Annotated in this window: 30 protein-coding genes and 2 pseudogenes; 15 read left to right on the plus strand and 17 right to left on the minus strand. The window is 59.4% G+C overall.

Annotated elements, in window-relative coordinates:
* Both ACQY8Q_RS12870 and ACQY8Q_RS12875 read right to left on the minus strand, forming a co-directional pair.
* On the minus strand, nt 1-393 hold the full coding sequence (locus ACQY8Q_RS12870; protein ID WP_428426929.1) for a glyoxalase superfamily protein: 393 nt from the start codon (nt 391-393) through the stop codon (nt 1-3).
* Nucleotides 394-534: 141 nt separating this feature from the next.
* Nucleotides 535-686 (minus strand): annotated as a pseudogene (locus ACQY8Q_RS12875) (rubrerythrin family protein); the annotation flags it as partial.
* On the opposite strand from ACQY8Q_RS12875, the pseudogene ACQY8Q_RS12880 reads away from it, so the two are divergent.
* A pseudogene (locus tag ACQY8Q_RS12880) lies at nt 675-865 on the plus strand (transglutaminase-like cysteine peptidase); the annotation flags it as partial. The pseudogenes ACQY8Q_RS12875 and ACQY8Q_RS12880 overlap by 12 nt on opposite strands.
* Nucleotides 866-907: 42 nt before the next feature.
* On the opposite strand, the gene ACQY8Q_RS12885 reads toward ACQY8Q_RS12880, so the two are convergent.
* Nucleotides 908-1,753, minus strand: a complete 846-nt coding sequence (locus tag ACQY8Q_RS12885; RefSeq protein WP_428426930.1) for a hypothetical protein — start codon at nt 1,751-1,753, stop codon at nt 908-910.
* A 96-nt stretch (nt 1,754-1,849) separates the two neighbouring features.
* On the minus strand, nt 1,850-2,833 hold the full coding sequence (gene mbfA / locus ACQY8Q_RS12890) for an iron exporter MbfA (protein WP_428426931.1): 984 nt from the start codon (nt 2,831-2,833) through the stop codon (nt 1,850-1,852).
* A gap of 149 nt (nt 2,834-2,982) precedes the next feature.
* Between mbfA and ACQY8Q_RS12895 the strand changes: the two genes are divergently transcribed.
* Nucleotides 2,983-3,804 (plus strand): lipo-like protein, encoded by an 822-nt coding sequence (locus ACQY8Q_RS12895; RefSeq protein ID WP_428426932.1) that lies wholly within the window; start codon nt 2,983-2,985, stop codon nt 3,802-3,804.
* Here ACQY8Q_RS12895 and ACQY8Q_RS12900 read toward each other — a convergent pair.
* Nucleotides 3,794-5,035 (minus strand): class I SAM-dependent methyltransferase, encoded by a 1,242-nt coding sequence (locus tag ACQY8Q_RS12900; protein WP_428426933.1) that lies wholly within the window; start codon nt 5,033-5,035, stop codon nt 3,794-3,796. The genes ACQY8Q_RS12895 and ACQY8Q_RS12900 overlap by 11 nt on opposite strands.
* Nucleotides 5,036-5,120: 85 nt before the next feature.
* A complete protein-coding gene (locus tag ACQY8Q_RS12905) occupies nt 5,121-6,020 on the minus strand; it encodes an EamA family transporter (protein WP_428426934.1) in 900 nt (299 codons plus the stop codon).
* 191 nt (nt 6,021-6,211) lie between these two features.
* On the opposite strand from ACQY8Q_RS12905, the gene ACQY8Q_RS12910 reads away from it, so the two are divergent.
* Complete coding sequence (locus ACQY8Q_RS12910) at nt 6,212-6,463, plus strand: GlsB/YeaQ/YmgE family stress response membrane protein (protein ID WP_113314651.1); 252 nt, start codon at nt 6,212-6,214, stop codon at nt 6,461-6,463.
* Between the two features lie 21 nt (nt 6,464-6,484).
* A complete protein-coding gene (locus ACQY8Q_RS12915) occupies nt 6,485-6,814 on the plus strand; it encodes a hypothetical protein (RefSeq protein WP_428426935.1) in 330 nt (109 codons plus the stop codon).
* A 70-nt stretch (nt 6,815-6,884) separates the two neighbouring features.
* Here the strand turns inward: ACQY8Q_RS12915 and efp are convergent, their stop codons facing one another.
* Nucleotides 6,885-7,454, minus strand: a complete 570-nt coding sequence (gene efp, locus ACQY8Q_RS12920) for an elongation factor P (RefSeq protein WP_428426936.1) — start codon at nt 7,452-7,454, stop codon at nt 6,885-6,887.
* Nucleotides 7,455-7,655: 201 nt separating this feature from the next.
* Between efp and epmA the strand changes: the two genes are divergently transcribed.
* Complete coding sequence (gene epmA, locus ACQY8Q_RS12925) at nt 7,656-8,726, plus strand: EF-P lysine aminoacylase EpmA (RefSeq protein ID WP_428426937.1); 1,071 nt, start codon at nt 7,656-7,658, stop codon at nt 8,724-8,726.
* A complete protein-coding gene (locus ACQY8Q_RS12930) occupies nt 8,723-9,793 on the plus strand; it encodes a lysine-2,3-aminomutase-like protein (protein ID WP_428426938.1) in 1,071 nt (356 codons plus the stop codon). Before epmA ends, ACQY8Q_RS12930 begins: the two co-directional genes overlap by 4 nt.
* On the opposite strand, the gene ACQY8Q_RS12935 is transcribed toward ACQY8Q_RS12930, so the two are convergent.
* The 3 genes from ACQY8Q_RS12935 to ACQY8Q_RS12945 form a co-directional block, all read right to left on the minus strand.
* Nucleotides 9,790-10,887 (minus strand): helix-turn-helix transcriptional regulator, encoded by a 1,098-nt coding sequence (locus ACQY8Q_RS12935; RefSeq protein WP_428426939.1) that lies wholly within the window; start codon nt 10,885-10,887, stop codon nt 9,790-9,792. The genes ACQY8Q_RS12930 and ACQY8Q_RS12935 overlap by 4 nt on opposite strands.
* 187 nt (nt 10,888-11,074) lie before the next feature.
* Entirely contained in the window at nt 11,075-11,740 is a 666-nt protein-coding gene (locus ACQY8Q_RS12940; RefSeq protein WP_428426940.1) for an OmpA family protein, read from the minus strand.
* A gap of 183 nt (nt 11,741-11,923) precedes the next feature.
* A complete protein-coding gene (locus ACQY8Q_RS12945) occupies nt 11,924-12,712 on the minus strand; it encodes a DUF4394 domain-containing protein (RefSeq protein WP_428426941.1) in 789 nt (262 codons plus the stop codon).
* A 241-nt stretch (nt 12,713-12,953) separates the two neighbouring features.
* Between ACQY8Q_RS12945 and ACQY8Q_RS12950 the strand changes: the two genes are divergently transcribed.
* Both ACQY8Q_RS12950 and ACQY8Q_RS12955 read left to right on the plus strand, forming a co-directional pair.
* Entirely contained in the window at nt 12,954-13,505 is a 552-nt protein-coding gene (locus ACQY8Q_RS12950) for a sigma-70 family RNA polymerase sigma factor (protein ID WP_428426942.1), read from the plus strand.
* On the plus strand, nt 13,502-14,212 hold the full coding sequence (locus ACQY8Q_RS12955; RefSeq protein WP_428426943.1) for an anti-sigma factor: 711 nt from the start codon (nt 13,502-13,504) through the stop codon (nt 14,210-14,212). Before ACQY8Q_RS12950 ends, ACQY8Q_RS12955 begins: the two co-directional genes overlap by 4 nt.
* 57 nt (nt 14,213-14,269) lie before the next feature.
* On the opposite strand, the gene ACQY8Q_RS12960 is transcribed toward ACQY8Q_RS12955, so the two are convergent.
* The 3 genes from ACQY8Q_RS12960 to ACQY8Q_RS12970 all read right to left on the minus strand — a co-directional run bounded on the left by ACQY8Q_RS12960 (nt 14,270) and on the right by ACQY8Q_RS12970 (nt 15,917).
* A complete protein-coding gene (locus tag ACQY8Q_RS12960; RefSeq protein ID WP_428426944.1) occupies nt 14,270-14,647 on the minus strand; it encodes a hypothetical protein in 378 nt (125 codons plus the stop codon).
* Nucleotides 14,648-14,805: 158 nt separating this feature from the next.
* On the minus strand, nt 14,806-15,336 hold the full coding sequence (locus tag ACQY8Q_RS12965) for an N-acetyltransferase family protein (protein WP_428426945.1): 531 nt from the start codon (nt 15,334-15,336) through the stop codon (nt 14,806-14,808).
* Nucleotides 15,337-15,341: 5 nt separating this feature from the next.
* Nucleotides 15,342-15,917: a helix-turn-helix domain-containing protein gene (locus ACQY8Q_RS12970; RefSeq protein WP_428426946.1), complete on the minus strand. Its 576-nt coding sequence runs from the start codon at nt 15,915-15,917 to the stop codon at nt 15,342-15,344.
* A 217-nt stretch (nt 15,918-16,134) separates the two neighbouring features.
* On the opposite strand from ACQY8Q_RS12970, the gene ACQY8Q_RS12975 reads away from it, so the two are divergent.
* The 5 genes from ACQY8Q_RS12975 (at nt 16,135) to ACQY8Q_RS12995 (ending at nt 21,608) form a co-directional block, all read left to right on the plus strand.
* Nucleotides 16,135-17,409 carry an MFS transporter gene (locus tag ACQY8Q_RS12975; RefSeq protein WP_428426947.1) on the plus strand — a complete coding sequence of 425 codons (1,275 nt, stop codon included), beginning with the start codon at nt 16,135-16,137 and terminating at the stop codon, nt 17,407-17,409.
* Nucleotides 17,410-17,532: 123 nt separating this feature from the next.
* Entirely contained in the window at nt 17,533-19,059 is a 1,527-nt protein-coding gene (locus ACQY8Q_RS12980; RefSeq protein WP_428429775.1) for an MJ1477/TM1410 family putative glycoside hydrolase, read from the plus strand.
* A 135-nt stretch (nt 19,060-19,194) separates the two neighbouring features.
* Complete coding sequence (lepA, locus tag ACQY8Q_RS12985) at nt 19,195-21,021, plus strand: translation elongation factor 4 (protein WP_428426948.1); 1,827 nt, start codon at nt 19,195-19,197, stop codon at nt 21,019-21,021.
* A 57-nt stretch (nt 21,022-21,078) separates the two neighbouring features.
* Nucleotides 21,079-21,309 carry a type II toxin-antitoxin system CcdA family antitoxin gene (locus ACQY8Q_RS12990; RefSeq protein ID WP_428429776.1) on the plus strand — a complete coding sequence of 77 codons (231 nt, stop codon included), beginning with the start codon at nt 21,079-21,081 and terminating at the stop codon, nt 21,307-21,309.
* A complete protein-coding gene (locus ACQY8Q_RS12995) occupies nt 21,309-21,608 on the plus strand; it encodes a CcdB family protein (RefSeq protein ID WP_428426949.1) in 300 nt (99 codons plus the stop codon). The genes ACQY8Q_RS12990 and ACQY8Q_RS12995 overlap by 1 nt, the downstream gene beginning before the upstream one ends.
* Before the next feature lie 78 nt (nt 21,609-21,686).
* On the opposite strand, the gene fdhA is transcribed toward ACQY8Q_RS12995, so the two are convergent.
* From fdhA to ACQY8Q_RS13015, 4 genes are all read right to left on the minus strand, one after another.
* Entirely contained in the window at nt 21,687-22,877 is a 1,191-nt protein-coding gene (fdhA, locus tag ACQY8Q_RS13000; RefSeq protein WP_428426950.1) for a formaldehyde dehydrogenase, glutathione-independent, read from the minus strand.
* Nucleotides 22,878-23,149: 272 nt separating this feature from the next.
* Complete coding sequence (locus ACQY8Q_RS13005) at nt 23,150-23,605, minus strand: GFA family protein (RefSeq protein ID WP_428426951.1); 456 nt, start codon at nt 23,603-23,605, stop codon at nt 23,150-23,152.
* A gap of 115 nt (nt 23,606-23,720) precedes the next feature.
* A complete protein-coding gene (locus ACQY8Q_RS13010; protein WP_428426952.1) occupies nt 23,721-24,476 on the minus strand; it encodes a pentapeptide repeat-containing protein in 756 nt (251 codons plus the stop codon).
* A 133-nt stretch (nt 24,477-24,609) separates the two neighbouring features.
* Nucleotides 24,610-25,362, minus strand: a complete 753-nt coding sequence (locus ACQY8Q_RS13015) for a type 1 glutamine amidotransferase (protein WP_428426953.1) — start codon at nt 25,360-25,362, stop codon at nt 24,610-24,612.
* Between the two features lie 188 nt (nt 25,363-25,550).
* Here ACQY8Q_RS13015 and rbfA point away from each other — a divergent pair, with 188 nt between their 5' ends.
* Together rbfA and ACQY8Q_RS13025 are read left to right on the plus strand one after the other, a co-directional pair.
* Nucleotides 25,551-25,955, plus strand: a complete 405-nt coding sequence (gene rbfA / locus ACQY8Q_RS13020) for a 30S ribosome-binding factor RbfA (protein ID WP_113245463.1) — start codon at nt 25,551-25,553, stop codon at nt 25,953-25,955.
* Nucleotides 25,955-26,410, plus strand: a complete 456-nt coding sequence (locus ACQY8Q_RS13025) for a hypothetical protein (RefSeq protein WP_428426954.1) — start codon at nt 25,955-25,957, stop codon at nt 26,408-26,410. Before rbfA ends, ACQY8Q_RS13025 begins: the two co-directional genes overlap by 1 nt.
* Nucleotide 26,411 lies beyond the last annotated feature (1 nt).

The following is a 26,411-nucleotide window of genomic DNA, read 5'->3' on the forward strand; positions in this document are numbered from 1 at the left end:
TCAGCGGTGTTTCACCGGCAGAGCCTGACCGACATCGATCCGATTGCCGTCCGGATCTTCAAAGACAAAGGCCCGAAGGCCGTAGTCCTTGTTCTGGAGGCCTTTGATGATGCGCAGTCCATGGCTCCGGCAAATCGCATGCAGGGCATCGACATCCCCCACCATCATGTGCGCCACATTGAAGGTCGCAGCCTTGTGATCCGGCTGCAGGGTCAGATGCAGTTCGGCCTGGTCCCGCTCAAGGATCATGAAGCCGACCGGATTGCCGTTTTCGAAAGTTTTCCGGAAACCGAGGACGTTGACGTAGAAGTCATGGGCTTTGCCCATGTCCTTGACCGGGAGCATGGCGGCAATTCGCCCGAAGCGAATACCGTGATCGGCGATGTCATCCATCGCTTCACCTCATATCTGGGAGAATTCCGGGCGCCAGGCGGACAGTGCCGCAATGAGACCCGTACTCCTTTTTTCGATCGATGAGACGGTGCTCACGCCCGTAGCCTTTAACAGGAAAATCCTGAGCGGCAAAGCCGCCGCTCAGGCATTGCCGCTCAAGACACCCCCGCCAGCACGAGGCCACCGCCGAGCACCACCTGGAAGGCGGCGCGTAAAAATGGCGTTTCCATATACTTGCTCTGGATGAAGGCGATGATCCAGAGTTCGAAGACGATGACGGCGGCGACGATCGTGCCGTCCTGACCGCGCGCACCGCGCAGGGTGACTTCATTCTCGACAACCTCGAAAACGACGTGAAGCTCTGGAGTAAGACGCCCTATCGCTTCCTGAAGTGCCAGGCGTCCTTCAACACCGGCCGCTGGGTGACGATCGAGAATGGCGCGAAGTGCTGGTTCGTTCGGTCGGCAACTGATTTGAGCTGAGGTAGAGAAAACTTTTGATCTTCCTTTAGGCCCTAATAGCGCTTGGCGGATAGGGCTGGATCCAGCTTTATTTCCGGTATGGTCTTATAGGTCTTGGCGCCTATGATAAAATACTTGTATCCAAAGACGACATTTGATGCTTCCTCGAGTTTCGTGTTCGGGTTTAGGTCGATGGTTCCGGACACGCTGCTGTCCTTTATTTTTCCTGAGGTGACCTCCGCTTTTAAGATCGGAAGAAATTTCGCACCTTGTGTGTAAATCTTGTCGGCTACGGCAATAGCATAAACAAAGACTGGAACCCCTTTGATCTTCGCCAAGGTGTCATTATTAAGCAAATCTGCGCAGGCCCCATTTACAGATGATTTTATATACTCGGCCGTTAACCTTTCGGTGTCTTGACCAGCTGTGACGTAAAGCTTCTTTTTTTCTGCGGAATATCCTTCGACGACGCGCCGAGCGCCAGAGATTTTTGCGAAATCGAACGTAAGACTAGCATCAATATTTCCGTTAAGTATTTCTCGTTTCAGTGAAGGCTTTAGAGAAATATTGATGCTGTCCAGTGGTTTTTGATCCGTCAGCTTATCGCTGGATTTCTTTGATATGTCCGTTTCTATTGCGCCATTTACGTCTGGAAGTCCTTTTCCATCTCGCCGACCAAGAAGTTCCTTGTTAGCCATATCATCTGGACATAGAGGTAGTGCGTGAAGGTCTCCATATTGGTCGACAGATAATCTATATATTCCGAATCCGTTCACTCTGTCCGAGAATGAAACTACCTGCCTCGACGCATCTTCATCGAGTGATTGCTGCTCAACGGTTTGACAACCGGAAACAGTTATTGCGACAATCGGAATAATGGATTGAATAAGTACTTTCATGCCGTGCCCCCATAGCATTAGAATACATGGAGAAGTGCATACTTCATCGCTGATTCGCAATTGAAATGCTGGAGATCTGCAATTATAGGTGGCCTCTCACGCGTTGCCGATCAGAACACCCGCCGCCAATACCAGCCCACCGCCGAGCACCACCTGGAAGGCAGCGCGTAAAAATGGTGTCTCCATGTATTTGTTCTGGATGAAGGCGATGATCCAGAGTTCGAAGAAGACGATGACGGCAGCAATGATCGTGGCCGTCCAGAAATGCGGGATGAGATAGGGCAGCGCATGGCCGAGACCGCCGAGCGTCGTCATGATGCCGCAGGCAAGACCGCGCTTGAGGGGCGAGCCACGGCCGGAGAGCTTGCCATCGTCATGCGCTGCTTCGGTGAAGCCCATAGATATGCCGGCGCCAACGGAGGCGGACAGGCCCACCAGAAAGGTCTGCCAGGTGTCCTGCGTGGCAAAGGCGGCGGCGAAGATTGGTGCCAGGGTCGAGACCGAGCCATCCATCAGTCCGGCGAGACCCGGCTGCACATAGGTCAAAAGGAACTGGCGGTGTGCCGCCTCGTCTTCTTTCTTGCGTGCGCCTTCCGGCACATGCTTGTCGGTTAGCATGCGGGCAATGTCCTCATGGCCCTGTTCGGCGAGCGCGAGGTCTCCCAGCAATTGCCGGGTTGCTGCATCGGAGGTGTTTTTTGCCGCCTCGACATAAAAGTTATAGGCCTGCGTTTCCATCTCTTCCGCTTCGCGCCGCATGGCGTCGAGCGACTGGTTGTGGCGCAGCCAGTCAGGCTTGCGGGCCGGGAACCCGCTGACATGTTCGCGGCGGATCAGCGGAATGCGCTCGCCGAACCGGCGGCGGTGCATGTCGATCAGCATGGTCTTGTGGGTGTTTTCCACCTCGCCCATGTCCTCAAAGACTTTGGCGGAATCCGGATACTTGTCCTTCAGCGTGTCGGCATAGGCAAAATAGATGCGGCTGTCGTCTTCTTCCGAGGAGATGGCGAGTGCCAGAACTTCCTGTTCGGACAGCGAGGACAGAGGACGCTTGGAGCGCGAAAGCAGGCGGGAAAACATGATGCGGTCAACCTAGTTTAGAATAATTCTAAATTTAGAACCGCTTCACGCGAAGGTCAACCCCAAACGCGGCAGTGTGACTCGACAGGTGGCCGGATAAATTCCTACATAAACAGCAGGATGAACGCCCGGAAGAAGGCTGCTTGCGCATGAACCCGCTTCTGACCAGCAAGGATACGCTTCTCGATCGCATCGGCATGGCGATGGCGGGAAGGCTGACGGCGCGGACATCGGGCTACGAGCCCTACACACCGTCCGATCCCGAAACGCTGGCCCGGACGCTGCGGCCGGGCGATATCCTGCTGATCGAGGGCAATCACAAGGTCTCGAACACGATCAAGTATCTCACCCAGTCGACCTGGTCGCATGCAGCCTTCTTTGCAGGGGATGAAATTCCGCTGACGCTCGATCAGGCAACCCTGCCGGTCATCGATCGTCCACAGCTGATCGAGGTCAATCTGGGTGAAGGTTGCGTTGCGGTGCCGCTGAGGAAATACTGCACCTATAACACCCGCATCTGCCGGCCTGTCGGGCTGACGCCAGATGATCGCAACGCAGTGCTATCCTTCATGATCTCGCGGCTCGGCCTGAAATACGACATGAAGAACATTTTCGACATGCTGCGCTATTTCATGCCGACACCGCCGGTGCCTGTGCGGTTTCGCCGCCGCATGCTGGCCTTCGGGTCCGGCGACCCAACGCGCGCCATCTGCTCGACGCTGATCGCGCAGGCCTTCGAGCAGATCCGCTATCCGATCCTGCCGGAGATTACCCGCGCACCCGGCCGGGCGTCGGCAACATCGACCTATTCACGCGCCGAAATCCTGCATATCCGCCATCACTCGCTCTACACGCCGCGCGACTTCGACCTTTCGCCCTATTTCGCCATCGTCAAGCCGACGCTGGAATACGGCTTCGACTACAAGCGGTTGCAATGGCAGGCGGATGACGATCAGGCGCTCATAGGGTGATGTTGAGAGTCTGCTCGCGGACGATATAGGCCTTCTGCCGGTCGGTGATGTAGTCGCGCACGATCGGTGCCGCATCGCGCGAGCGCGACAGCTGCATGTGAAAGACCAGCTGGCTGCCGGTGCGGAACATCATTTCGCAGCTGACCAGATAGAATTCCCACATCCGGGCAAAGCGCTCGTCATACAGCTCGACGACCTTGTCGCGGTTCTTGTCGAAGCGCTCGACCCAGTGCTTCAGCGTCGTCGCATAATGGACACGCAGGAATTCGAGATCGCTGACCCACAGGCTGTTGCGTTCCACCACCTCGAAGACTTCGGACAAGGCAGGCGAATAGGCGCCGGGGAAGATATATTTGCGCAGCCAGGCGCTGGCCATGCCGGGCGGGCTCATATGGCCGATCGAATGCAGCACGGCGATGCCGTCGTCCGGCATCAGCGTATTCAGCTTCTTGAAATACTCATCGTAATGGCTGACGCCGACATGTTCGAACATGCCGACCGAGACGATGCGATCGAAGGTCTCGTTGACCTCGCGGTAATCCCGTAGTTCGAAGCGGACGCGGCCTTCCAGCCCGGCATCCTTGGCGCGCTGCGTCGCCAGCGCCTGCTGCTCCTTCGACAGCGTGACACCGAGCACTTCGACATCTTCGAGCTGGGCGAGATAGAGCGCCAGATCCCCCCAGCCGCAGCCGATATCGAGCACTTTCATGCCGGGCCGCAGGCAGAGCTTGGAGGCGAGCAGCCTCAGCTTGTTGCGCTGTGCCTGCTCCAGCGTCTCGTCCGGTTCGCGGAAATAGGCGCAGGAATAGAGCATGTGTTCGTCGAGGAAGAGTTTGTAGAATTCGTTGCCGAGGTCATAGTGATGGGCGACGTTGCGCTGGGCCTCACCCTTGACGTTGGACTGCTGGCGCTTGCGGAAGCGCATCTTGATGGCGCGAAGGGCTTTCTGGATCGGATAGGAGCCAAGCGACAGCCGGTTGATCGAGAACAGCGTCAGGAAATCGCGAAGTGTCGAGCCTTCCTCGAAGCGCAGCGTTCCATCCATATAGGCCTCGCCGGCGGCCAGTTCCGAATTGAAGACGAGGGTGCGGTAGAGCTTGCGATCGGTCAGCCGCATGGTCACTTCCGGACCGGGCTCACCCTTGAAAACATGCGGTTTGCCATCGGCGTCGATGACGGTCAGTTGGCCCTTGCGAATGAATGCTTTCATCATATGCGATAGTGGGAACATGCACACCTCGATTGAAAAAGTGACGCTTGCGCAGCGCCACTCTATCACCGGGTTTGCAAAAAGCGCGGCAATAATTCCGAACCGCTCAACGGCCGGTGGCAGTGGCTCCGGCGCTCGCTGCGACAACGAGAACGGTGCCCATGATCTGCAATGCCGTCATCGGCTGGCTGAGAACGAGAAAGCCTGCAAAGGCACCAAGTGCCGGCTCCAGGCTCATCAGGATGCCGAAGGAAGACGTGCTCATCCGCCGCAGCGCAATCATTTCCAATGCATAGGGGATCAGCGGAACCAGAAGGGCAAGTCCGGCGATGGTGACCACGCCGTCCATCGTCATGCGCGGCAGGTCGATCAGCCCGAACGGGGTGGCGACGATTGCCGCCACGATCAGCGACATGGACAGGCCCTGCAATCCTTCGAATGCGTTGCCCGCCTTCTTCATCAGGATGATGTAAAGCCCCCACCCGGTGGCGGCACCAAAGGCGAAGAGAACGCCCGTGGTATCGCCAATCCAGCCACTGCCGTCATGGGCCAGCAAAAGCACCCCGCCAGCGGCGATCAACGGCCAGACCAACCGCCAGCCAAGGCCGAAGGCAAAGGTGGCAACTGCGAGCGGGCCGAGAAAGTCGATGGCAACGGCAAGGCCAAGCGGGATGCGTTCGATTGCCGCGAAAAAACACAGCGTCATACCCGCCATGCAGGCGCCGAGCAGCCCGGCCATCTGCCACTGCGCCTGCGTGTAGCGAAGCATCGGCGGACGCACGATGATGGCAAGCATAACGGCGGCCCAGGCCAGGCGCAGCCAGGTTGTGCCGAAGGGACCGTAGGCGGCAATCGACGGTGCTGACAGCGCCGAACCGAACTGCACGCTCGACATCGACAGAAGGCACATCAGCCCGCCGGTCAGCGCGGCAGTTGCGCCGCTGCCCGATGCGGGTGGAACGATGCCGTTGTTTCCGTCGACTACTGCCGCTGCCTGCTGATCCAAGACGCCGTTCTCCTGCAGGCGGTGCGATAACGCCCTGAACGGCTCTAACGAATGCTGGCATCTGCGGCAAATTCATATTTGTGACGATTAATATAAGATATTTGATAGTGCTCACGGAGTAACTTGGAACATATTGCCCGCAAGCCCGTTATCGGTTGCAGCAATAACTCTGTTCAAGCGAGGGCAAACACATGGACGTCAACGGCGTAGGCTGGATTGCAGCAATCATCATCGGCGGTTTTGCCGGATGGATGGCAGAACAGTTCATGAAATCCAACATGGGCCTGTTCATGAATATCATTCTCGGCATTGTCGGCGCCATCGTGCTGAATGCCATTCTTGCCTTTGCCAATATGGGTTTCACCGGCTGGCTCGCCTATCTGGTTATCGGCTTTATCGGCGCCTGCATTCTCATCGCGGTGGGCCGGGCCGTTCGCCGATAAACGCGTCCAAAGGAGACTATCATGCTGACATTCGCAGCCGAAGGCAGTGGCCATGGCCAGCTGGAAATCAACGGCAATTCGCAGCCGGTTTCCTATGAACTCGTCGAAGCCCGCGAGGAAGACGACAGCCGTCAGGTCCGCATCCGTCTGAACGCCCCGCGTGACTGGTTGCTGAAGCAGGGCTTCAATGGCGAGGCTATTCTGGTGCGCGACAATGGTTCACGCATCGCAGTGCGCCGGGAAGGTGGACTGGATGTCGGCGACAGCATTTCGGTGACGCTCGAGGGATATGACGATACCCCCAGCGACGCAGAGGAAGTGTCGGAGATCTATCCGGAATTGAAGCACTAGCTTTTGATTGCGGCAAAGAAAAAGGGCGCGGTTGAAACCGCGCCCTTTTTTGTGTTCCAGAGATCAACGATCAATCCTTGGCGCGTTCCACATAGGATGCGTCTTCCGTCAGGATGACGACGCGTGTACCGACGCCGATATGCGGCGGAACCATGGTGCGAACGCCGTTCGACAGGATCGCCGGCTTGTAGGACGACGATGCCGTCTGACCCTTGACGACCGGCTCGGTCTCCACAATTTCGAGCGTCATGCGGGTCGGCAGTTCCATGGCCAGCGCCAGGCCTTCATACATTTTCAGCTGAACAGCCATGCCTTCCTGCAGATAGGCCTTGTCGTCGCCGATGACGTCAGGCGAAACGGCGACCTGATCGTAGGTCTGCGGGTTCATGAAGTGGTAGCCTTCGCCGTCCTCATAAAGGAAGGTGTGGTCGCTGTCCTCGACAAAGGCGCGCTCGACCTGCTCGGTGGTGCGCCAGCGTTCGGAAACCTTCACGCCATCGGAAATGCGGCGCATGTCCACCTGGGTCACCGGCGTGCCCTTGCCGGGATGGAAGTTCGCGGCGGTCAGAACGGCATAGAGCTTGCCGTCGACTTCGAGAACATTGCCCTTGCGGACTGAAGAGGCGATTACCTTGACCATAAGTCTTCCTTGTAACTGAGCTTGATGCGTCGTAGAGGAGCGCACGAAATATGCGCGTCACAGACGCCAGAATGCGTTTTCGGGCCGCACCTATCCTATATTTGGGTAAATTGCCAGTGTGACAGCGGATCCGGCTCGAAGAAACCCGTGTAACTGCCGCGAAATGTCGACTGCCCGAGAGAAAACGGAAACACGACCTTCATGCCTGCTGCATCTCCCTGGTGGACGCCAGACGTCCATGCCGACCGCCGTGGTTTCCTGATCGGCCGCAACCGGATTCAGGCGGCGCTGCGCGGGTTTTTCGCTGCGCGCGATTTCATCGAGGTGGATACCGCGACCTTGCAGGTGTCGCCGGGTAATGAGGCGCATCTGCATGCGTTTGCAACGCAGGCGATCCATCACGACGGCAGCACGGTGGCGCTCTATCTCCACACCTCACCGGAGTTTGCCTGCAAGAAACTGCTGTCTGCCGGCGAGGAGCGCATCGCCTGCTTCGCCCATGTCTATCGCAACCGCGAGCGCGGGCCGCTGCACCACCCGGAATTCACCATGCTCGAATGGTACCGCGCCGGTGAAACCTACGAAGCGCTGATGCGCGACTGTGCCGATATTCTTGGTCTGGCTGCCGAAACGGTGGGAGCAAAGCAGCTGAGCTATCGCGGTGCGCTGGCCGATCCGTTTGTGAAGCCGGAGCGCATTACCGTTGCCGAGGCGTTTGCACGCTTCGCAGACGTCGATCTCCTCTCGTCCATTGATCCGGGCGGCGAAACCGATCGGGAAAGCTTGGCCGAAACCCTTCGCGCCGCCGGGTTGCGGGTCGCGGATGATGATACCTGGGCGGATATGTTCAGCCGGGTGATCGTCGAGAAGGTCGAGCCTAATCTCGGTTTCGGCCGCGCAACGATCCTTTATGAATATCCGGTCGCAGAAGCAGCGCTGGCGAGGCCCACGCCGCACGATGCGCGCGTCGCTGAACGGTTCGAGCTCTATGCCTGCGGTGTCGAGTTGGCCAATGCCTTTGGCGAACTGACTGATGCGAACGAACAGCGTCGCCGCTTCGGCATGGAGATGGCGGAAAAGAGCCGCGTCTATGGCGAAACCTATCCATTGGACGAGGATTTTTTGAGTGCACTCGAAATCATGCCACAGGCCAGCGGCAGTGCGCTCGGCTTTGACCGGCTGGTGATGCTGGCAACCGGTGCTTCGCGGATCGACCAGGTGATCTGGGCGCCAGTGGCGGACACCGAACTGTTGCGTGAGGGTCGCAAGTGACAGCACTTCGCTCCCTAAAGACGATCGATGACCTGCAGGGCGCGGGCCTTGTTCCAGCCCACCGGCGCGCCGGGTTGGAGGAGGTTGCCGCCCGCTACGCGGTGGCGGTCACACCGGCGATCTCAGCCCTGATCGACCCCAACGACCCCAATGATCCGATTGCCCGCCAGTTCATTCCCGATACGGCAGAGCTTTTGCGCTTGCCGGAGGAACGCGAAGACCCGATCGGCGATGGCGCCCATAGCCCCGTTGAAGGCATCGTCCATCGATATCCGGATCGCGTTCTGTTGAAGGCCGTGCATGTCTGTCCGGTCTATTGCCGCTTCTGCTTCCGCCGCGAAATGGTCGGGCCGCAAGGGCTTGGCACACTTGCATCGCAGGCGATGGATAATGCGTTTGCCTATATTGCCGAGCATACGGAAATCTGGGAAGTCATTCTCACCGGTGGCGATCCGCTGGTGCTGTCGCCGCGCCGGCTGGCGTCGATCATGGAGCGGCTGGCATCGATAGAGCATGTGAAGATCGTCCGTTTTCACACCCGTGTGCCGGTCGTCGAGCCCGAACGTGTCGATGCTGCACTAATCGCAGCGCTCAAGGCCAGCGGAAAGACCACCTATCTGGCGCTGCACGCCAATCATCCACGCGAATTGACTGTGGATGCGCGGGCCGCCTGCGCCCGGCTGGTCGACAGCGGCATTGTCATGGTCAGCCAGTCGGTATTGCTCAAGGGCGTCAACGACGATCCCGACACGCTGGCGGCCTTGATGCGCGTCTTCGTCGAAAACCGCATCAAGCCCTATTATCTGCACCACCCCGATCTAGCCCCCGGAACCAGCCATTTCCGGCTGACGATCGAGGAAGGGCAGGCTTTGGTTGCCTCCCTGCGCGGACGCGTTTCCGGCCTCTGCCAGCCCGCTTATATCCTCGATATTCCGGGCGGCCACGGCAAGACGGTGGTCAGTGCCTCGACCATCGCGGATAATGGCGGCGGCTGCTACACGGTATCGGATTTCAACGGCGAGGCCCATGTCTATCCGCCGGAATCGGCCGCTAAGCAGCCTCTTTAAAGGCGGATTTTGCCGAACAGGGCGCTGAGTTCCGATTGCCTTCCGGTGCCGGTTTTCTGGAATATCGAGCGGATATGGCTTCTGACCGTTTCATAGCCGATGCCATGCTGGCGGGCGATGTCAACGGCGCTCATGCCGCTGGCAACCAGCAACGATATCCGCGTCTCGGCTGGGGTCAGGTCGAACAGCGCCATCAATGTTTCAGGGTTCTGCCGTATCTCGTCGTCCGGATCCTCGATCAGGGCCATGGCGCAGGAATGCGCGAAGATATCGGCAAGCTGGGCGCCAAACCGTTCGAAACGCACAATGAGCGGCCGTTTGCCGGGACGCGACAGGCGGACTGCAGATAAGTTCTCGACGGCTGATCCAGTCGCCTGCAGCGCGATCTTGAGTTCGCGGTGAAACCGCGCCGTCTCGTTTGTGGACCCGGTGCGCACTTCCCCTCTCACAATACGCAAATCATCCGAAAACAGCGCATCGGCTTTCGGGTTCGTCAATGTGACAAGGCCCTTCCGGTCGAAGAAAATGCAGCCGATGTTCGAGGTCTCGAACGCGGCCGCCATGCCCATGACCTTGCTGGCCTCGATGTGCTGGGCGAGTTGCACGGCTGTCAGCAGCCGTGTCCGGATGGCATGAAAATGCGGCATGTCGCTGGTTTGCGGAGAATCATCCGTCAGTCTGTTCTGCAGCACGAAATACAGCTCGTCCCTGGCCGGGGAGATATCCATCAGAACGCAATCGCCAACGCCGTATTTCCGCATGAACCGATAGTATTCATGGCGATCGTACTGCTCTCTTGAAATGAAATCAGCCTCAAGTACCACGCCCGCGCGGTGGATCGGCTGCAACAGGTTTGCGCGAAAATCCCGCGATCCCCAATCGTCTCGCACATAGCCTTCCAGAAGTGCGTCGAGATTTTCCGTGCTGAGTGCGGCGCCAAATGTGCCGCGCCCCGATGGTTCCATGATGTTGGCGCCCAAAGCGCCGCTCGCCCTGCTGATGGCCTCGATCGTCGGCAGCCACAGAGAGGGTTCGAAAATTGCAGCCTGGACCTGGTCCAGCGCTTGAGAGAGGAGTCCGGCGTTGACGCGCATTCGAATCTGCTCACATTCGCAAGAAACGACTTTAGGTTTGCCATGCACCTCGCGTCAATGGTGCGCACGCAGGAGTCGCGCGCTCTCGACGGTCCATTTTTGGAGCGTTTCAGCGTCGAACCAGGATTTAGCGCACAAAAAAGCCGGCCGCTTTACAGCGACCGGCTTTCGAAGGCGATGAACAGGATTAATTCTGTTTGATCGGCGCGATGGAGATCTCGACGCGGCGGTTCTGCGCACGGCCTGCCGGGCTGCCATTCGAAGCGATAGGCCGGTCGGGACCGTAGCCGACCGCCGACATGCGGCGCTGATCCACGCCCTGCGAGCCGAGATAGTTGGCAACCGAGATAGCGCGCCGTTCCGAAAGATCCTGGTTGTGGCTGGCGCTACCGGTGGAATCCGTATGGCCATCGACATCGATCAGCGTCTTGTTGAACTTGCGCAGCACGATCGCGACCGAGTTCAGTGTCGGATAGGCCCTGGGGCTCATCTGGTCCTGATCGGTGGCAAAGGTGATGTTTTCCGGCATGTTGAGAACGATGCGGTCGCCGACGCGGGTAACTGAAACGCCGGTGTTCTGCAGCTGCGCGCGCAACTCCGATTCCTGGCTGTCCATGTAGTTGCCGATCAGGCCGCCACCGAGCGCGCCGATGCCGGCGCCGACAAGGGCGGCGTCGCGGCGTCCGGCAGAACTGCCGCCGACCAGAAGGCCGGTTGCTGCACCCAGCCCCGCGCCGATCAGCGCGCCACCGGCGGTGTTCGACATCTTCTGCTCACCGGTATACGGGTCGGTGGTGGTGCAGCCGGAAAGATAGACGGCGGCGATGGCCAGAACGGCGATTTTCTTCATCATGGAATCACGGGTCCCTAATAGATCTACTCTGCTTCATACTACCGATTGCGGCAGGAAGATGAAGAGCAAGCCTTTTGGGAAATGAACTTTCTGTCTCCGGCGGCAGGTTAGCGCTACCGGAGACGTCAAATTTGTCAGCCGGGTAGGCTGGCAGAGCTGCCAACCCGCCCGTATCTCTCATCGCTAAATCGCAGGCAGAACGGCGATGTCGCGGAGCGCGCCCGCAGAACCGGTGATCTCGCCCGCTGCCGTCGCTGCACCCGTTTCCAGATTGACGGTGTAGAACTTGGTACCGTTGGCAAGCCAGGCGGTGTTGGTTCCATCCGCCGTGGTCTGGATGTCGAAGGCGAAGGTCGGGGCTGCCCCCTCGATGCCGAGCTTGCCGATTGCGGCTAGCGTGCCGTCATTCGGCTTGGTCTGCTTTATCAACGCCCCGATCGTCGCATCGATATTGTACATGCCGGTCTTTTCCGGCTTGCCGTGGGAATTGATGTAGGCGGCAGCAACGATATTCGGCTTTTCGCCCTTGTGCATGTCGCCATCCTCATAGGCGAGCTTGCCATCGACGGTGACTTCTCCTGTGTCAGGGTGAACACGGTGATTGGTCGTGCCGGTCATGAAGCGCAGCCGGTCGGCCATCGGGTTGAAGTCTACCACAACGGCCGCATCGTCGATCGGCAGCGGCGTGTTCATCTTGGCAACCTCGGTTGCCGCACCCGTTTCAAGATCGATGGTGACGATCCGGCTGTCCGGCGTCACGCCGATCACGGTCTTGTTGGACGGGCGAAAATCGATACCGACGAGGCTGTCGACGCCGGTAACGTCCATGGTCTTGGTCACGGCCGGGTTGGCGGTGTCGAACAGGACGAGCGTTTTGTCTCCGGTCAGGCCGAGAACCGGCGCGGCAAGGACGGCGCCGCCGCTGACAAGCAGGGCCGTGGAGGCGATCAATGCAGTCTTCATGGTCTTCATCCGAAGTCTCCTTGTTGTCTGAAATCGTCACAGGAGGCGCCAATCTCAGGCCGCCTTCCAACCGGTAGACACATGGGAGGCCGGGTTTGGATGCACCGGCTGAAATTTTATTTTTGTGAAATGCATCCAGAGGTCGCCGTGCCGGGTACAACGCCTATGTGGACACTCGAGCAACGGCTGTCGATGCAATGCACGCAACCGGGACGCATGCGCGATCGGCGCAGGAGACAGTGGGAGTAGAATGCAGGAGCATCAGGAGAAATTGGCAGACGCGCTGGCCGGTTGCGCCAAGGGCGATCGCAATGCACTGCGGACGATCTTTGAACTGGAAGGCGCGCGGCTTGTGGCCGTTGCCCAGCGTATCCTGCGCCGGCGTGACCTCGCCGAAGATGTCGTGCAGGAAGCCTTCATCCAGATATGGACCAAGTCCGGACAATATGCACCGGATCGCGGATCGGCGCGCGGCTGGATCTATGCCATCGCCCGCAACCGGGCGCTTAATCTCGTGCGCGACGGCAAGCGGCTGGAATTCACCGAGCCGGACAATCTCGCCGATCTGCATGATGCAGAACACATGGATCATGCAGCCAATGTCTGGGCTGACCTCGATCGCCAGAACCGGTTGCGCGAGTGCCTGTCGCGGCTCGACGAAACCAAGCGCCGGAGCATCCTGATGGTCTATATATCCGGCTACACCCATGGCGAGATCGCCGGGCGGCTGAAGGTGCCGCTCGGCACAGCCAAGGCCTGGGTTCGCCGGGGACTGGCCTCGCTTCGGGAGTGCATGGCATGAGCGCTGGTAAGCAGGATATCGACGAACTGGCCGACGAATATGTTCTCGGCCTTCTGGACGCAGCCGATCATGCTCGCGTCGACGTGGAGATCGAAACCGACGCAGCCTTGCGAGCCGCCGTCGCCGAAAGCCGCGACCGTTTTCTGGCACTGGATCTTCTGGCAAAGCCCGGTGCCGAACCGGAAGGCTTGTGGGGGCGCATCGCTGCAACGCTGGACGAGCCAAAGGCCGGTATCACTGCGGGTCTTGCCCAACCGGCGCCAGCAAATGACAACAACGGTTCCGTATGGCGCCGTACTGCCCTTGGCGGCATTGCCGCGTCGATGCTTCTGGCGGTTGGTCTGGGCTGGAGCCTGCTGTCGCAGCAGGAGCCACGCGTGGTTGCCGTGCTTCTGGATGCAACGGGAGAGCCGCAGGCAATTGTCGAGGATTTCGGCAATGCGTCGGCACGGGTAACGCCGCTTGTCGATTTCACGGTGCCGGAAGGCCGCACCATGCAGGTCTGGACGCTTCCGTCCAAAGAACTGGGGCCGGTATCGCTGGGGCTTTTGCCGCGCTCGCAGGAAATCGTTCTTGCCGGTCCCGTACTGCCGCAGCCGCAGGAAGCGCAACTCTACGAGATTACCATGGAGCAGGCGGGCGGCTCGCCGACAGGCCGGCCGACAGGGCCTATTCTGGTCAAGGGTTTTGCAAAGATGCCGCGTTGAAAGTGATGAGGCTGGCGGGTGCCCGTTCAGGAGCGCCCGCCAATGTCTTTTGATCGACTATTGGGTCAGGTCGATCTCTTCGGTGTTGCCGCCCGTGCAGGTGTAGCAGCAATCCGTGCAGGTTTCGGCATTGTCCGGACCTGTACCCCAATAGGTTTCCTTGTCGCCGGAAATCCAGGCGCCATAGCAGATCTTTTCGCCCTGGTCGCAGGATAGCGGGATCTCTTTGGTTTCGCCGTCATCCAGCAGGTAAACCTGGTTGTTGCCCGGCCAGACATGGTCGCGGTCCTGGCTATAAAGCTCGACTTCGACGGCATTCGGATGGCTGTTCTTCATCTCGAAGGTGACATCGGCTGCCGAGGCAGCGGAGATGCCGCCGAGAAGCATGGCAATGGAAAACGCGGCCAGACCCGCGCGCTGAAGAATGGTTTTCATGAGTTCCCCTTAAGAATATCCGCCTTGCGGCTGAAAATTAGCTACCACGAAGATCAAGGGGTGCGGAATGGGCTGATTGGCCGGAAAACGTGGTTTTTCCGGCGCGATATGGCCATTTTTGGTGACAAGGATAAGTGGAGTTTGCGCCACCCCGCACGTTAATCTGCGGCCAGCGTTTTGTAGAAGAACGTCGAACCGCAATAGCTGCCATCCGGCATCAGGGCATATTGCGGAATGACGCCGACGCGCTGCCAGCCGAATTTTTCATAGATGGTTTCCGCCGGGCTTCCGGTGGCGGTGTCGAGCACCAGGACATGCCGTCCGTGTCTGCTTGCCGCCTCTTCGGCTGCCTCAATCAGCAGACGGGAAAGGCCAAGGCCGCGGGCTTTGCGATGGACAAGCAGCTTCTTCAGGTCGGCGCGATGCGGCTGGTTCGGCATCATGCCGATGCCGAGCTGAACCGTGCCAAGGATTTCGTCGTCTTTCTCGGCGACGATCAGCACGGTGCTGCCCTCGGCGACGGCCTGTGCAACTCCCTGCCAATACGGCATCGCGTCCTGCGGCGTATAGGGCGACATGAAACCGACGGAGGCGCCGCCTTCGACGCAATCGGAAAGGATATCGGCAAGGGCGGGCAGGGCGGCCGTGGTGCCGGGAGAAGTAAGCGTGCGGATCGTGATCTTGGACATCGGGATTAGACTTTGCTGCGGTTGAGAATGATGGCGTAGCGCGCGGGCTTGCCATGCGGATTGTGAAAGATGTGGGCTTCGGCAAGCCGCATGAATAGGCAGTCGCCAGCTTCCAGCACATGCGTCTCTTCGCCGGCGGTCATGGTCAGCTTGCCTTCGAACAGCCAGAGATGCTGCGTCAGCCCGGCGTCGAACTGCTGATGTTCGAATACCACGCGCGCACCCGGCGGAAATTCGACCTCGACGATATCGACCGGCGAACCGGTGCCATCCGGTGAAACCGAACGGCGCAGATAGCCGGTTTCCGGATCGCGCCAGACGCGCTGCTCATCCCGGCGCGAGAGCGGATCGCTAGCAGTTTCACCATCGGCGAAAAATCGCGACAATGTCGTGCCCAGCGCGCTGCACAGCCGGGCAAGAAGCTGGGCGGTCGGGCTTGCCTCGCCGCGCTCGATACGCGAGATCATCGCCCGGCTGACGCCCGCGCGGGTGGCGAGATCGTCCAGCGTCATCGACTGCGCCAGCCTCAACGCCTTCATCCGCTCGGCAATATCTGTTTCGAAACCGTTTGAGTTTTCCATTATAAGAGAATTAATTGTTCTTATAATGGAGTCAATGAGAATTGCTGGTCCCTTGAAATAAAGTCGGCCTATGCCGTTTTGGCGACATTCAAATTTGAGCCAACCGGGTAGAGTGCTGTTGCGCAGGTCTCTTGGGGAAACTGCCTTGCGATCAATATCTTAGTGAAGACGTGGAGAGGCGGCGACAGTGCCGCCTGTTGAAAGCTTGAGAGGGTGAATGGCGGCGACAGAAGAAATCCGGTCCGAACAGCCGCGCGCATCCGTGCTGTCGATCGCCAGTATCGTTGCCTCCATGGCTTGTGTCGGCATCGGCAATGGCATGATGTTCGCCTATGTGCCGTTCCTTCTGGCGAAGGGCGACAGCCCGCCCTGGGTGGCCGGTGCTGCGGTGACGGCTCTTGCCTTTGGCGGTCTCGCGGGCTGCGTGGTTGCCGGACCGATGATCCGCAGGGTCGGCCATGCGCGGGCGTTTTCGTGCTCGATGGCACTGGTTCTGCTTTCCGCCTTTTTGATCGCGCTCGGGTTTCACCCGCTGCTCTGGGTTTTTGCGCGCGGCGTCTATGGGGCGGCGGGCAATATCAATTTCATCATCTCGCTGAGCTGGCTCAACCATGCCAGCGCCAACAGCTGGCGCGGCAAGGCGATGTCGGTGTTCTACATGGTCTATGTCATCGCCATTGGCGCCGGTGCCTGGTTGTTCGGCCAGATTCCGGCAGATGGCAATCTGGCGCCGCTACTCACGATCTTCTTCACCACCATGGCGATCCTGCCGATCGGCCTGACGCGTCTGCCCAATCCGCCGCCACCCGCAAAAGTCAGCGTCGACGTGCCGATGGTCTGGCGCAACTCTCCCGTCGCCTTCGTCGGCGTTCTCGCTGCCGGCGGGCTGTCCATGGCCGTGCAGGGCTTTACCCCGATCTATGCCGCCGCCAATTCGGTCAGCCAGGGCGATGTGGCATTGCTGATGCTGGTCATGCAGTTCGGGCTGATCTTCATCCAATATCCGATGGGCGTGCTGTCGGACCGGATCGACCGGCGCATCGTGCTGATCCTCGTCTGCCTGCTGATTGCGGCCGCCGCGGTCGTGGCGCTCTCCGTCTCGTTTACCAACCTGATCCTGCTGATGCTGGTCTTCGCCGTTTTTGCCGGTGCGGTCGAAACCGTCTATTCAATCGCCAATGCCCATGCCAATGATCGCACGGCACCTGCCGATTTCGTGCCGCTCGCCTCGACGCTACTGATGTGCTGGTCGATCGCCGCCACGATCATTCCCCTGTCGATCACGCTGCTGACACCGGTCTTCGGCCCGAAGACCTTCATCTATGCAGCGATGGGCACGGCGCTTGCCTACGCGGCCTTCGTCGCCATGCGCCTCAAATTCCGCGAAACGGTGCCGCAGCATCTGCGCGAGAATTTCGAGATGAAGAGCGCGCAGATGCCGAATGCAGGCGCGATGGTCGAGGGTGAGAAGACCGGCGGCGGCGCTCTATGAACCTTTCCTGGCGTGGGCCTGTGAAGACTTCGTTGATGCTATTTGCCTGAACCGGCTATCCCGATCCGCCGGAAATCGCCTATTCATTCCGATGGAAACAGAAATCGGGACTTCATCGTGCTCATGCTTTTACTTGCGCTCATGTTCAAGACGTCGACCGGCACCGTTGCGGTCGACAACTGGGGTTACCAGTTGCAGGGGCTCAATGGCTCGCCGCAAAACATCGACCTGCTGGTTTCCGCCACTCATGATCTGCTGGTCATCGATTCCTCGCGCGATGGCACCAACAACGGACGGTTTACCATCGACGAGGTGGCCCGCATGAAGGACGGCATGGGCGGGAGGTCCGTGGTCGTCTCCTATATCTCCATCGGCGAGGCTTCCGATTTTCGCGACTACTGGGACAAGGACTGGACGGTCAATGGCAATGCCACCGGCAAGCTGACCAGCGAGGCACCGGATTGGCTGGGGCCGGTCAATCCCGACTGGCCGGAATCGCGCAAGGTTCGGTACTGGGACGCCGACTGGCAGAACACCATGTTCAATAGCAGGAAGACCGGCGATCTCGACGCCATCGTCAAGGCCGGGTTCGATGCGGCCTATCTCGACATCATCGACGCCTATTATTTCTGGGGTGCGGAAGTTCCCAAGGCTGTCCGCCAGCCTGGTGATCCCGTTAATCAGAAACAGGCAGCACAGCGGATGGTCGATTTCGTGGTCGCCCTGACGGAGCACGCCCGCAAAACCAACCCGGACTTTTTCGTCATTCCCCAGAACGGCGCCTGGATTCTGAATGACCTGGGATCCGATAGTGCGCGCAGAAAAGCCTATCTCGATGTCATCGGCGGAATCGCGGTCGAGGATCTCTATTATCGTGGTGACAAGGACGAGAACAATCCGCTGAAGCCCGACAAGGAGACGATCGCCATCCTCAAGCGCGACTTTATCGACAAGGGCATACCGGTCTTCGTGGTCGATTATATCAGTGGCAGCGACCGCGTCGCAGCGTTCAACAAGATGGTCCTGGCAGACGGATTCATTCCGTTCGCCGCTCCCGAGCGCGATCTCGACCGGTTGATCGACACCCATGACGGCGACCCCGCCTATATCAAACCCACCGCGCAGGCGGACACGCTGAAGGGCTCGAAACTCGCCGACACCATCGATGGCCTTGGCGGTGACGATAAAATCAACGGGCGTGAAGGCAATGACACGCTGCTGGGCGGCGCTGGCAACGACAGGCTGTGGGGCGGAACCGGCAATGACAGGATTTCCGGCGGAACTGGCAATGACAAGCTTTATGGTGGCGCCGGGAAAGACACCCTCACCGGCGGAAGCGGCAAGGATCATTTCCTCTTCGATACCAAGCTTGCCGCTGGCAATATCGACAAGCTGACTGATTTCAGTGTTGCCGATGATCTGCTGCTGCTGGACCACACCATCTTTTCAAAGCTTCCGGCCGGCCCGTTGAAAGCCTCGGCCTTTGTCATCGGCAGCAAGGCGGCGGATGCCGGCGACCGGATCATCTACAACAGCAAAACCGGCGATCTTTTTTATGACGCCGACGGAACGGGTAAGGGCGTGGCGATCCAGATTGCACAGTTGACCCCTGGTCTCAAACTCACGGCCGACGATTTCCTGATCTTCTGAGAACCGGCATTCGAGGCGATCACGGGTTTCGCCTTTTGCAGCAACCTTGCGGCAAAAGGCGGCGTTCATTGCATTTGGTCGGCGGAAATCGGTAAAATTCTTTGCAGTTTCCAAGGTTCCATTGTATGCGGGCGCATGAGCACAACACCTTCAAAGACGCCCCTGTCGCATATCCGCAATTTCTCGATCGTCGCCCATATCGACCACGGCAAGTCGACGCTGGCTGACCGGTTGATCCAGTCGACCGGCGGCCTGGCCGCCCGCGAGATGTCGGAGCAGGTTCTCGACTCGATGGATATCGAGAAAGAGCGCGGCATCACCATCAAGGCGCAGACCGTACGCCTGCACTATGTCGCCAACAATGGCGAGACCTATGTCCTCAACCTGATCGACACCCCCGGCCATGTCGACTTCGCCTACGAAGTCTCGCGCTCGCTGTCGGCCTGCGAAGGCTCGCTGCTGGTGGTGGATGCGTCGCAGGGAGTCGAAGCCCAGACGCTGGCCAACGTCTATCAGGCGATCGACAACAATCACGAGATCGTCACCGTTCTCAACAAGATCGACCTGCCGGCCGCCGAACCTGACCGTATCCGCGCACAGATCGAGGAAGTCATCGGCATCGACGCCAGCCAAGCCGTGCTGATCTCGGCCAAGACCGGCCTCGGCATTCCCGACGTGCTGGAAGCGATCGTGCACCAGTTGCCGGCGCCAAAGAGCGAAGAAGGCGAGAACGGCCCGTTGAAGGCGCTGCTCGTCGATAGCTGGTACGATGCCTATCTCGGCGTCATCGTTCTCGTGCGCGTGCTCGACGGCACGCTGAAGCGCGGCATGACGGTGCGGATGATGGGTGCGGACGCCAAGTATCAGGTGGAGCGCGTCGGCGTCATCACGCCGAAGATGGTCAATGTCGAGGCGCTCGGCCCCGGCGAGATCGGCTTTATCACCGCCTCGATCAAGGAAGTGGCCGACACCCGCGTCGGCGACACCATCACCGAGGACAAGCGCCAGACGGCCAAGATGCTGCCGGGCTTCAAGCCGGCCCAGCCGGTGGTGTTCTGCGGCCTGTTCCCGGTCGATGCTGCCGATTTCGAGGATCTGCGCTCCGCCATGGGCAAGCTGCGCCTCAACGACGCCTCCTTCTCGTTCGAAATGGAATCGTCTGCCGCGCTCGGCTTCGGTTTCCGCTGCGGCTTCCTCGGCCTGCTGCATCTCGAAATCATTCAGGAACGTCTCGAACGCGAGTTCGATCTCGATCTGATCGCGACCGCCCCGTCCGTCGTCTACAAGCTGTTCATGAACGACGGCACCGAGCGCGAGCTGCACAATCCGGCCGATATGCCGGATGTGGTCAAGGTTGCCGAAATCCATGAACCGTGGATCCGCGCGACGATCCTGACGCCTGACGACTATCTCGGCGGCATTCTGAAGCTCTGCCAGGACCGGCGTGGTCTGCAGATCGAGCTCACCTATGTGGGCAAGCGTGCCATGCTGACCTACGATCTGCCGCTCAACGAAGTCGTGTTCGATTTCTACGACCGGCTGAAGTCGATCTCGAAGGGCTATGCCTCGTTCGACTATCACCTGACCGAACACCGCGAGGGCCATCTGGTCAAGCTGACGGTGCTGGTCAACGGCGAGCCTGTCGATGCGCTGTCGATGATGGTTCACCGCATGGCTGCGGAACGGCGCGGCCGCGACATGTGCGAAAAGCTCAAGGATCTGATCCCCAAGCACATGTTCAAGATCCCGATCCAGGCGGCCATCGGCGGCAACGTGATTGCCCGCGAAACCATCTCTGCATTGCGCAAGGACGTGACGGCAAAATGCTACGGCGGCGACGCCTCGCGCAAGCGCAAGCTGCTCGACAAGCAGAAGGCCGGCAAGAAGCGCATGCGCCAGTTCGGCAAGGTGGACATTCCACAGGAAGCGTTCATCGCAGCGCTGAAGATGAGCGACGAGTAGGTCTTTTCTTCCATCGGGCATGCGCATATATTAGGCGCATGCCCGATGGAGAAGACCATGTCTCAGTCCGCCCGCAAATCTGCCAATCTATCCCTCGATAGCGACCTCGTCTCGCAGGCACGCGATCTCAAGATCAATTTGTCGCGCGCGGCGGAGGATGGCATCGGGCGTGCGGTCAAAGCCGAGCAGGAGCGTCTGTGGCGGCTGGAAAATGCCGAGGCGATTCGGCTAGAGAATGAATATATCGAAAAGCATGGTTTGCCCTTGGCGAAATACCGCCAATTCTGATGGCGCGATTCCAAGTCTACCGGCTGAAGTCAGAACCTATCCTGGCTATTGACCTTCAATCAAACATACTCAGCGACCTGCCCTCCAGAGTGATGGTGCCTCTCTATCAGGTCGGGGACATTTCTTGGTCGATTTCCCGGCTCAATCCCCGTTTTCTGATCAACGGGGAGCTTTATGTTATGGCGACGCAGCGTATGGCGGCACTTCCTGTTTCCGAAATCGGAGAGACAGTGGCCGACCTTACAAATCATGCGGACGCCATTACCGCCGCTACGGACTTTCTGTTTCAGGGCTTCTGATCTCGGCCTCTGCAGAAGCTGCAAGATTTCCGAATTGTGCAGGGCGCCCGGAAATACCGGACGCCCTTGCCGAGCCGTTCAAGCGACCTTGGCGAGATCGCCATGCGGATCGAGCACGAATTTCTGTGCTACGCCCTGATCGAAGCTTTCGTAACCCTCTGCGGCATCTTCCAGCGAGATGATCTTCGCGTTGACGATTTCGGCGATGTTTAGCCGGTCGTGCAGGATCGCCTGCATGAGCTGACGGTTGTATTTCAGAACCGGGGTCTGGCCGGTATGGAACGACAGTGCCTTTGCCCAGCCAAGGCCAAAGCGCATGGACAGGCTGCCTTTCTTTGCGGCGCTATCGACGGCGCCCGGATCTTCGGTGACATAAAGACCGGGGATGCCGACGGAGCCTGCCGCGCGGGTGATTTCCATCATCTGGTTGAGAACGACTGCTGGCTGTTCGCCGCCTGAATGGCCACGTGCCTCGAAGCCGACAGCATCAATGGCGCTATCCACTTCATCGCTGCCAGTAACCTCAGCGATCATGTCACCCAGCCGGTCACTGGCCGAAAGGTCGATCGGCTCGAAGCCGACCTTTTTGGCGTGGGCAAGACGCTCCTTGTTGAAATCGCCGATCATCACGACAGCGGCGCCGAGGATGCGCGCCGACGCAGCGGCGGCCAGACCCACAGGACCAGCACCGGCAACGTAGACGACCGAGCCGACACCGACACCGGCCTTAACCGCGCCGTGAAAGCCGGTTGGCAGAATGTCCGATAGCATCGTCAGATCGCGGATTTTCGCCATGGCCTTGTCGCGGTCCGGAAATTTCAAAAGGTTGAAATCGGCATAGGGAACGGTGACATATTTGGCCTGTCCACCGATCCAGCCGCCCATGTCGACATAGCCATAGGCACCACCGGCGCGCGCCGGATTGACGGTCAGGCAAACGCCGGTGTCCTGCGATTTGCAGCAGCGGCAACGGCCGCAGGCGACGTTGAACGGCACGGAAACAATATCGCCGATCTCGAGCATCTCGACGTCGATACCCTTCTCGATGACTTCGCCGGTGATTTCGTGGCCGAGCACCAGACCGGGCAGGGCGGAGGTGCGGCCGCGCACCATGTGCTGGTCCGAGCCGCAGATATTCGTCGAAATCACCTTCAAAATGACGCCATGCTCGATGCGCCGGCCATCCGGCGCTTCCAGCTTTGCATCGTCGATGTCGCGGACCTCGACCTTGCCGGGCTTCAGATAGACTACGCCTCTGTTCCTGCTCATGGGTATCTCCTCCACTGGAAGTGCTGACCCGGCCGACTCCTCTCGGCGCGAGTTCACGTCAATGTAAGGCCAATTCCCGGCAGAACGGTTCTGATCGCGACGTCGAACGGCCACCGGCGAACTTTAGAATGGGCTTGCATGGTAGGGTGTTTGGCAGTTGCCGAACCGGGCAGATTGATCCTGCCCGTTCACCGGGGTTCGATCGAAACTGGTCTGCGGGGCTTATGCGAGCGGCCAACCCGCCCGCATTGCAACATGTATCAGCAGCGCTTTTAGGAGGTCCGTTCCGCAAATTCCTGTATCAGTCCCGCAAAGGCCTCCATCAGCGGAAATGCCTCGTAGGAGTGCACGGCTGAGGTTGCCGCCCAGGGTAGCTTCTCGCTGGTGAATGTCTCGACGAAAGGGGCGATACCGCTTGTGTCGTCCAGCATGGTCGGGCGCAGATTGACGAACCAGTCCATGCCTTCAGGGCGGGTGAATATCCATGTCAGGCAGTGCGGGCAGAAATAATGACGGGTTGCGCCGTGCAGGCCGCCGATCACCGGTTCACCGGCGATGACTTCAAAACCCTCGGCCGGGATGGCGGCGCTCAGCGAAAAGGCGCTGGAAGACATTTTCTGGCAGCCGGTGCAGTGGCAGGCCATGGTGATGATTGGCGGTGCGCTGATCTTCAGCCGAACTTGGCCGCACCGGCAACCACCTTCCTGTGGGATAGTCAGTTTGCTCATGATTCGCTCCTCCACATTCAGGCAATGAACCTAGCGGAGAAGCCACTAAAGTCCAGTGTTGCCATTGATCGAGGCGAGGGGAAGTGGCGCCCAGCTATGTCGTTCGTTAGCCGGCTCAGTCTGACGCGCACGGCCATGCGGTCGGTGTGGTCAGCCCTTCCGGCAGCTTGGTTTCCTTGTCGCCGCAGGCCAGATCGACTTGTGCCTGTTGGAGACCCTTGGCTGCGGAAAGATCCAATCCTTCGATATGTGTGAGGAACATGAAGGCCTGATCGAAGTCCAGCGGCCCTTCGAAGGTCGCGCCACTGAGATTGGCGCGCGACAGGTTGGCCAGCGAAAAACGTACGCCGGTCAGCACGGCACCCTTGAACAGGACGCGGCCGACCTCCGCCTTTTCGAAATTGGCTCCGGTCAAATCAGCACCGCTGAAATCGGCACGCTGCAGTTCGGCGCCGGCAAACGATGCACCGTTGGCGGCAATGTTGGCAAAACTCGAGCGATAGGCCTCGACGCGGGCGAAATTGGCCTTTTCAGCCCTTGCGCCAGCCAGCCAGGCGCGGACCAGATTGGCTTTTTCGAGGTTGGCCGATGCGAGGTTCGAGCCGCTGAGGTCGGTCAGCGAAAAATCGGTACCGGAGAGGTTGGCACCTTCGAGTTCGCTTGAGGGCAGCATCAGGTTCTTCTTGGTGCATTCGCTCCAGTCCAGCCCCGGCTCCGGCGTGCTGCCGCAATAGGCGGCGATTGCCGGTGAAGAGGCGGTAAGAAAGGTTGCAAGCCCAATAGCCGGAAGCAATGTGGCGGCAAACGACGGGATTTTCCCGGTCTTGCCCGTTGCAGTCCGGTTCCGGTGTCTGGTGGAAAATATCGTCATGCGCTTCTCTGCTCCTCCGTCTGCCTCAGCCCGGCAAACTTCTTGCGCTTATAACAGTGTATCCCGTGTTGTAGATAGGAACCGCAACCCGTCACAGCAAATGGCACAACAGGGTTTATCGGGGTTTATAATGTCAGGCGCTGACGCCTGCCATTTCGAGGGTGCCGTTGCCGGCAGCCTCTGCCGGCTGGATCGTCGCGACCCAGGCGCGGGCCAGCGCCAGTCCGGCGGCGTCCGCCTGGTGCGCGTGCCGGGCGGCATGCTCCGGATAGTGTTGCAGCCAATCCGGATCGATGCGGTTGATCACCGCTTCAAAGGTCCGGTTCCAGCCTTCGACGACGCACGTTCCCGCCTCGAAATGAAACTGCATGCCATAGGCGGCGCGACCGATGCGGAAAGCCTGATTGGCAACGGCTGGGTTTGTGGCCAGATGCGCGGCGCCGGGTGGGATCGTAAAGCTGTCGGAATGCCACTCAAAGCTCTTGAAGGCAGGGCCTGCCGCGCTGAGCACCGGATCACGTTCACCGTCCGCTGTCAGCGTTACCTCGTGCCAGCCAAATTCCCGCGTTTCGCCGAGAAGATTATCGCCGCCGTGGGCACGGGCCAGAAGCTGGCTGCCGAGGCAGATGCCGAGCACCGATTTGCCGGCATCGGCAAAGCTGCGCATCAAGCGGGCAAGCTCCGGCAGGTAGGGATGGATGTGATCATCGACCGCACTCTGTTCGCCGCCAAGCACCACAAGTGCATCATGCCCGTGAATGTCGCTGGGCAAGGCCTGCCCCGTGAACGGCCGGTGCAGGTCGATCTCGGCGCCTGCTTCGGCCAGTGCCACGCCAACCTGTCCAAGGTCGGAATGCGCCATGTTTTCAACTACCAGAACCCGCATGCCGTCTCCGTCCGCTCGCCGTTTCGATCAGGTTGACCACGCCGCGTGCCCGCTTTCAAGAGGGTTGCGGCCCGATTTCGCCGCTGGCGCGACCGGCCGAATGACCGGAAAGCCTTGACCTTTTGGCCTGAAAGTAGCATTGGACCGCCTTGGTCGCGTTCCTTGAAACGCCAGACAGCGGAAAAACCATGAGTAAAGTGACATCCTCTGCCCCCTCGCAGCGCATGCTGAGGGTCGGCGAACAGGTACGTGCAGGCCTGACACAGGTGCTGCAGCGTGGCGAAGTGCGCGATTCCTTGCTTGAGACGACGGTGATTTCGATTTCCGAAGTCCGCATGTCGACCGACCTGCGCGTCGCCACAGCCTTCGTGACACCGCTCGGCGTTGCCGATCACTCTAATGTCATCGAAGCGCTGAACCGCCATGCCAAATATATCCGAGGCCGTCTGACCCCGCATATCCGGCAGCTGAAATACATGCCGGAAGTCCGCTTCAAGGACGATACCAGCTTCGACAATTACAAGAAGATCGACCAGTTGCTGCGGTCACCGGAAGTTATGCGCGATCTGAAGGACGAAGACGGCGAGCAGTGATGGCAAAGCATATCACTCTGGACGAACTCAACGCCTGGACGTTCGAACAGCGCCAGACATTCTATCGCAACGGTCTGGCACGCTTCGACAATGCCGAAGCTGTGCGGCTCGTGGAAATGCTGGTCGCGTCCGGCCTGCCGTTTCGCCAGGGCAAGGACATCGCCCATGGCGATCGCGAGATGAAGGCGCTCGAAGCCATTGTCGTTTCGCCCTATAATGAAAAGCTGCTGCTTGAAGCCGCCGCTTCTGGCAAGCCGCCGCTCGGTGCCATTGAGCCTTTGATGATTGAAGGTCTGGGCGACGATTATAGCGTCGCCAATGGCGCCACCGTCGCTGCCGGATATCTGATCGCACGCCGTCTCTATGCCCTGGGATTTGAAAAGGGCAACAGCCAGAAAATGCCGGATGGCAGCGTTGCCAAGACTGCAGCGACGTTCCGCAAAAAAAGAGCCTGAA

The sequence above is a fragment of the Pararhizobium sp. genome (assembly GCF_965279435.1).
In the GTDB taxonomy this organism is placed as follows: domain Bacteria; phylum Pseudomonadota; class Alphaproteobacteria; order Rhizobiales; family Rhizobiaceae; genus Pararhizobium.

Coding starts and splice junctions, on each gene's coding strand:
- mbfA (WP_428426931.1), bottom strand. CDS start 2,833: ATGTTTTCCCGCCTGCTTTCGCGCTCCAAGCGTCCTCTGTCCTCGCTG.
- epmA (WP_428426937.1), top strand. CDS start 7,656: ATGCCTGCTGCATCTCCCTGGTGGACGCCAGACGTCCATGCCGACCGC.
- ACQY8Q_RS12960 (WP_428426944.1), bottom strand. CDS start 14,647: ATGAAAACCATTCTTCAGCGCGCGGGTCTGGCCGCGTTTTCCATTGCC.
- ACQY8Q_RS12895 (WP_428426932.1), top strand. CDS start 2,983: ATGAACCCGCTTCTGACCAGCAAGGATACGCTTCTCGATCGCATCGGC.
- ACQY8Q_RS12940 (WP_428426940.1), bottom strand. CDS start 11,740: ATGATGAAGAAAATCGCCGTTCTGGCCATCGCCGCCGTCTATCTTTCC.
- ACQY8Q_RS12990 (WP_428429776.1), top strand. CDS start 21,079: ATGTCTCAGTCCGCCCGCAAATCTGCCAATCTATCCCTCGATAGCGAC.
- ACQY8Q_RS12955 (WP_428426943.1), top strand. CDS start 13,502: ATGAGCGCTGGTAAGCAGGATATCGACGAACTGGCCGACGAATATGTT.
- ACQY8Q_RS13005 (WP_428426951.1), bottom strand. CDS start 23,605: ATGAGCAAACTGACTATCCCACAGGAAGGTGGTTGCCGGTGCGGCCAA.
- lepA (WP_428426948.1), top strand. CDS start 19,195: ATGAGCACAACACCTTCAAAGACGCCCCTGTCGCATATCCGCAATTTC.
- ACQY8Q_RS12980 (WP_428429775.1), top strand. CDS start 17,533: ATGCTTTTACTTGCGCTCATGTTCAAGACGTCGACCGGCACCGTTGCG.
- efp (WP_428426936.1), bottom strand. CDS start 7,454: ATGGTCAAGGTAATCGCCTCTTCAGTCCGCAAGGGCAATGTTCTCGAA.
- ACQY8Q_RS13025 (WP_428426954.1), top strand. CDS start 25,955: ATGGCAAAGCATATCACTCTGGACGAACTCAACGCCTGGACGTTCGAA.
- fdhA (WP_428426950.1), bottom strand. CDS start 22,877: ATGAGCAGGAACAGAGGCGTAGTCTATCTGAAGCCCGGCAAGGTCGAG.
- ACQY8Q_RS12870 (WP_428426929.1), bottom strand. CDS start 393: ATGGATGACATCGCCGATCACGGTATTCGCTTCGGGCGAATTGCCGCC.
- ACQY8Q_RS12975 (WP_428426947.1), top strand. CDS start 16,135: ATGGCGGCGACAGAAGAAATCCGGTCCGAACAGCCGCGCGCATCCGTG.
- ACQY8Q_RS12910 (WP_113314651.1), top strand. CDS start 6,212: ATGGACGTCAACGGCGTAGGCTGGATTGCAGCAATCATCATCGGCGGT.
- ACQY8Q_RS12915 (WP_428426935.1), top strand. CDS start 6,485: ATGCTGACATTCGCAGCCGAAGGCAGTGGCCATGGCCAGCTGGAAATC.
- ACQY8Q_RS12935 (WP_428426939.1), bottom strand. CDS start 10,887: ATGCGCGTCAACGCCGGACTCCTCTCTCAAGCGCTGGACCAGGTCCAG.
- ACQY8Q_RS13015 (WP_428426953.1), bottom strand. CDS start 25,362: ATGCGGGTTCTGGTAGTTGAAAACATGGCGCATTCCGACCTTGGACAG.
- rbfA (WP_113245463.1), top strand. CDS start 25,551: ATGAGTAAAGTGACATCCTCTGCCCCCTCGCAGCGCATGCTGAGGGTC.
- ACQY8Q_RS12900 (WP_428426933.1), bottom strand. CDS start 5,035: ATGTTCCCACTATCGCATATGATGAAAGCATTCATTCGCAAGGGCCAA.
- ACQY8Q_RS13010 (WP_428426952.1), bottom strand. CDS start 24,476: ATGACGATATTTTCCACCAGACACCGGAACCGGACTGCAACGGGCAAG.
- ACQY8Q_RS12885 (WP_428426930.1), bottom strand. CDS start 1,753: ATGAAAGTACTTATTCAATCCATTATTCCGATTGTCGCAATAACTGTT.
- ACQY8Q_RS12970 (WP_428426946.1), bottom strand. CDS start 15,917: ATGGAAAACTCAAACGGTTTCGAAACAGATATTGCCGAGCGGATGAAG.
- ACQY8Q_RS12950 (WP_428426942.1), top strand. CDS start 12,954: ATGCAGGAGCATCAGGAGAAATTGGCAGACGCGCTGGCCGGTTGCGCC.
- ACQY8Q_RS12965 (WP_428426945.1), bottom strand. CDS start 15,336: ATGTCCAAGATCACGATCCGCACGCTTACTTCTCCCGGCACCACGGCC.
- ACQY8Q_RS12995 (WP_428426949.1), top strand. CDS start 21,309: ATGGCGCGATTCCAAGTCTACCGGCTGAAGTCAGAACCTATCCTGGCT.
- ACQY8Q_RS12945 (WP_428426941.1), bottom strand. CDS start 12,712: ATGAAGACCATGAAGACTGCATTGATCGCCTCCACGGCCCTGCTTGTC.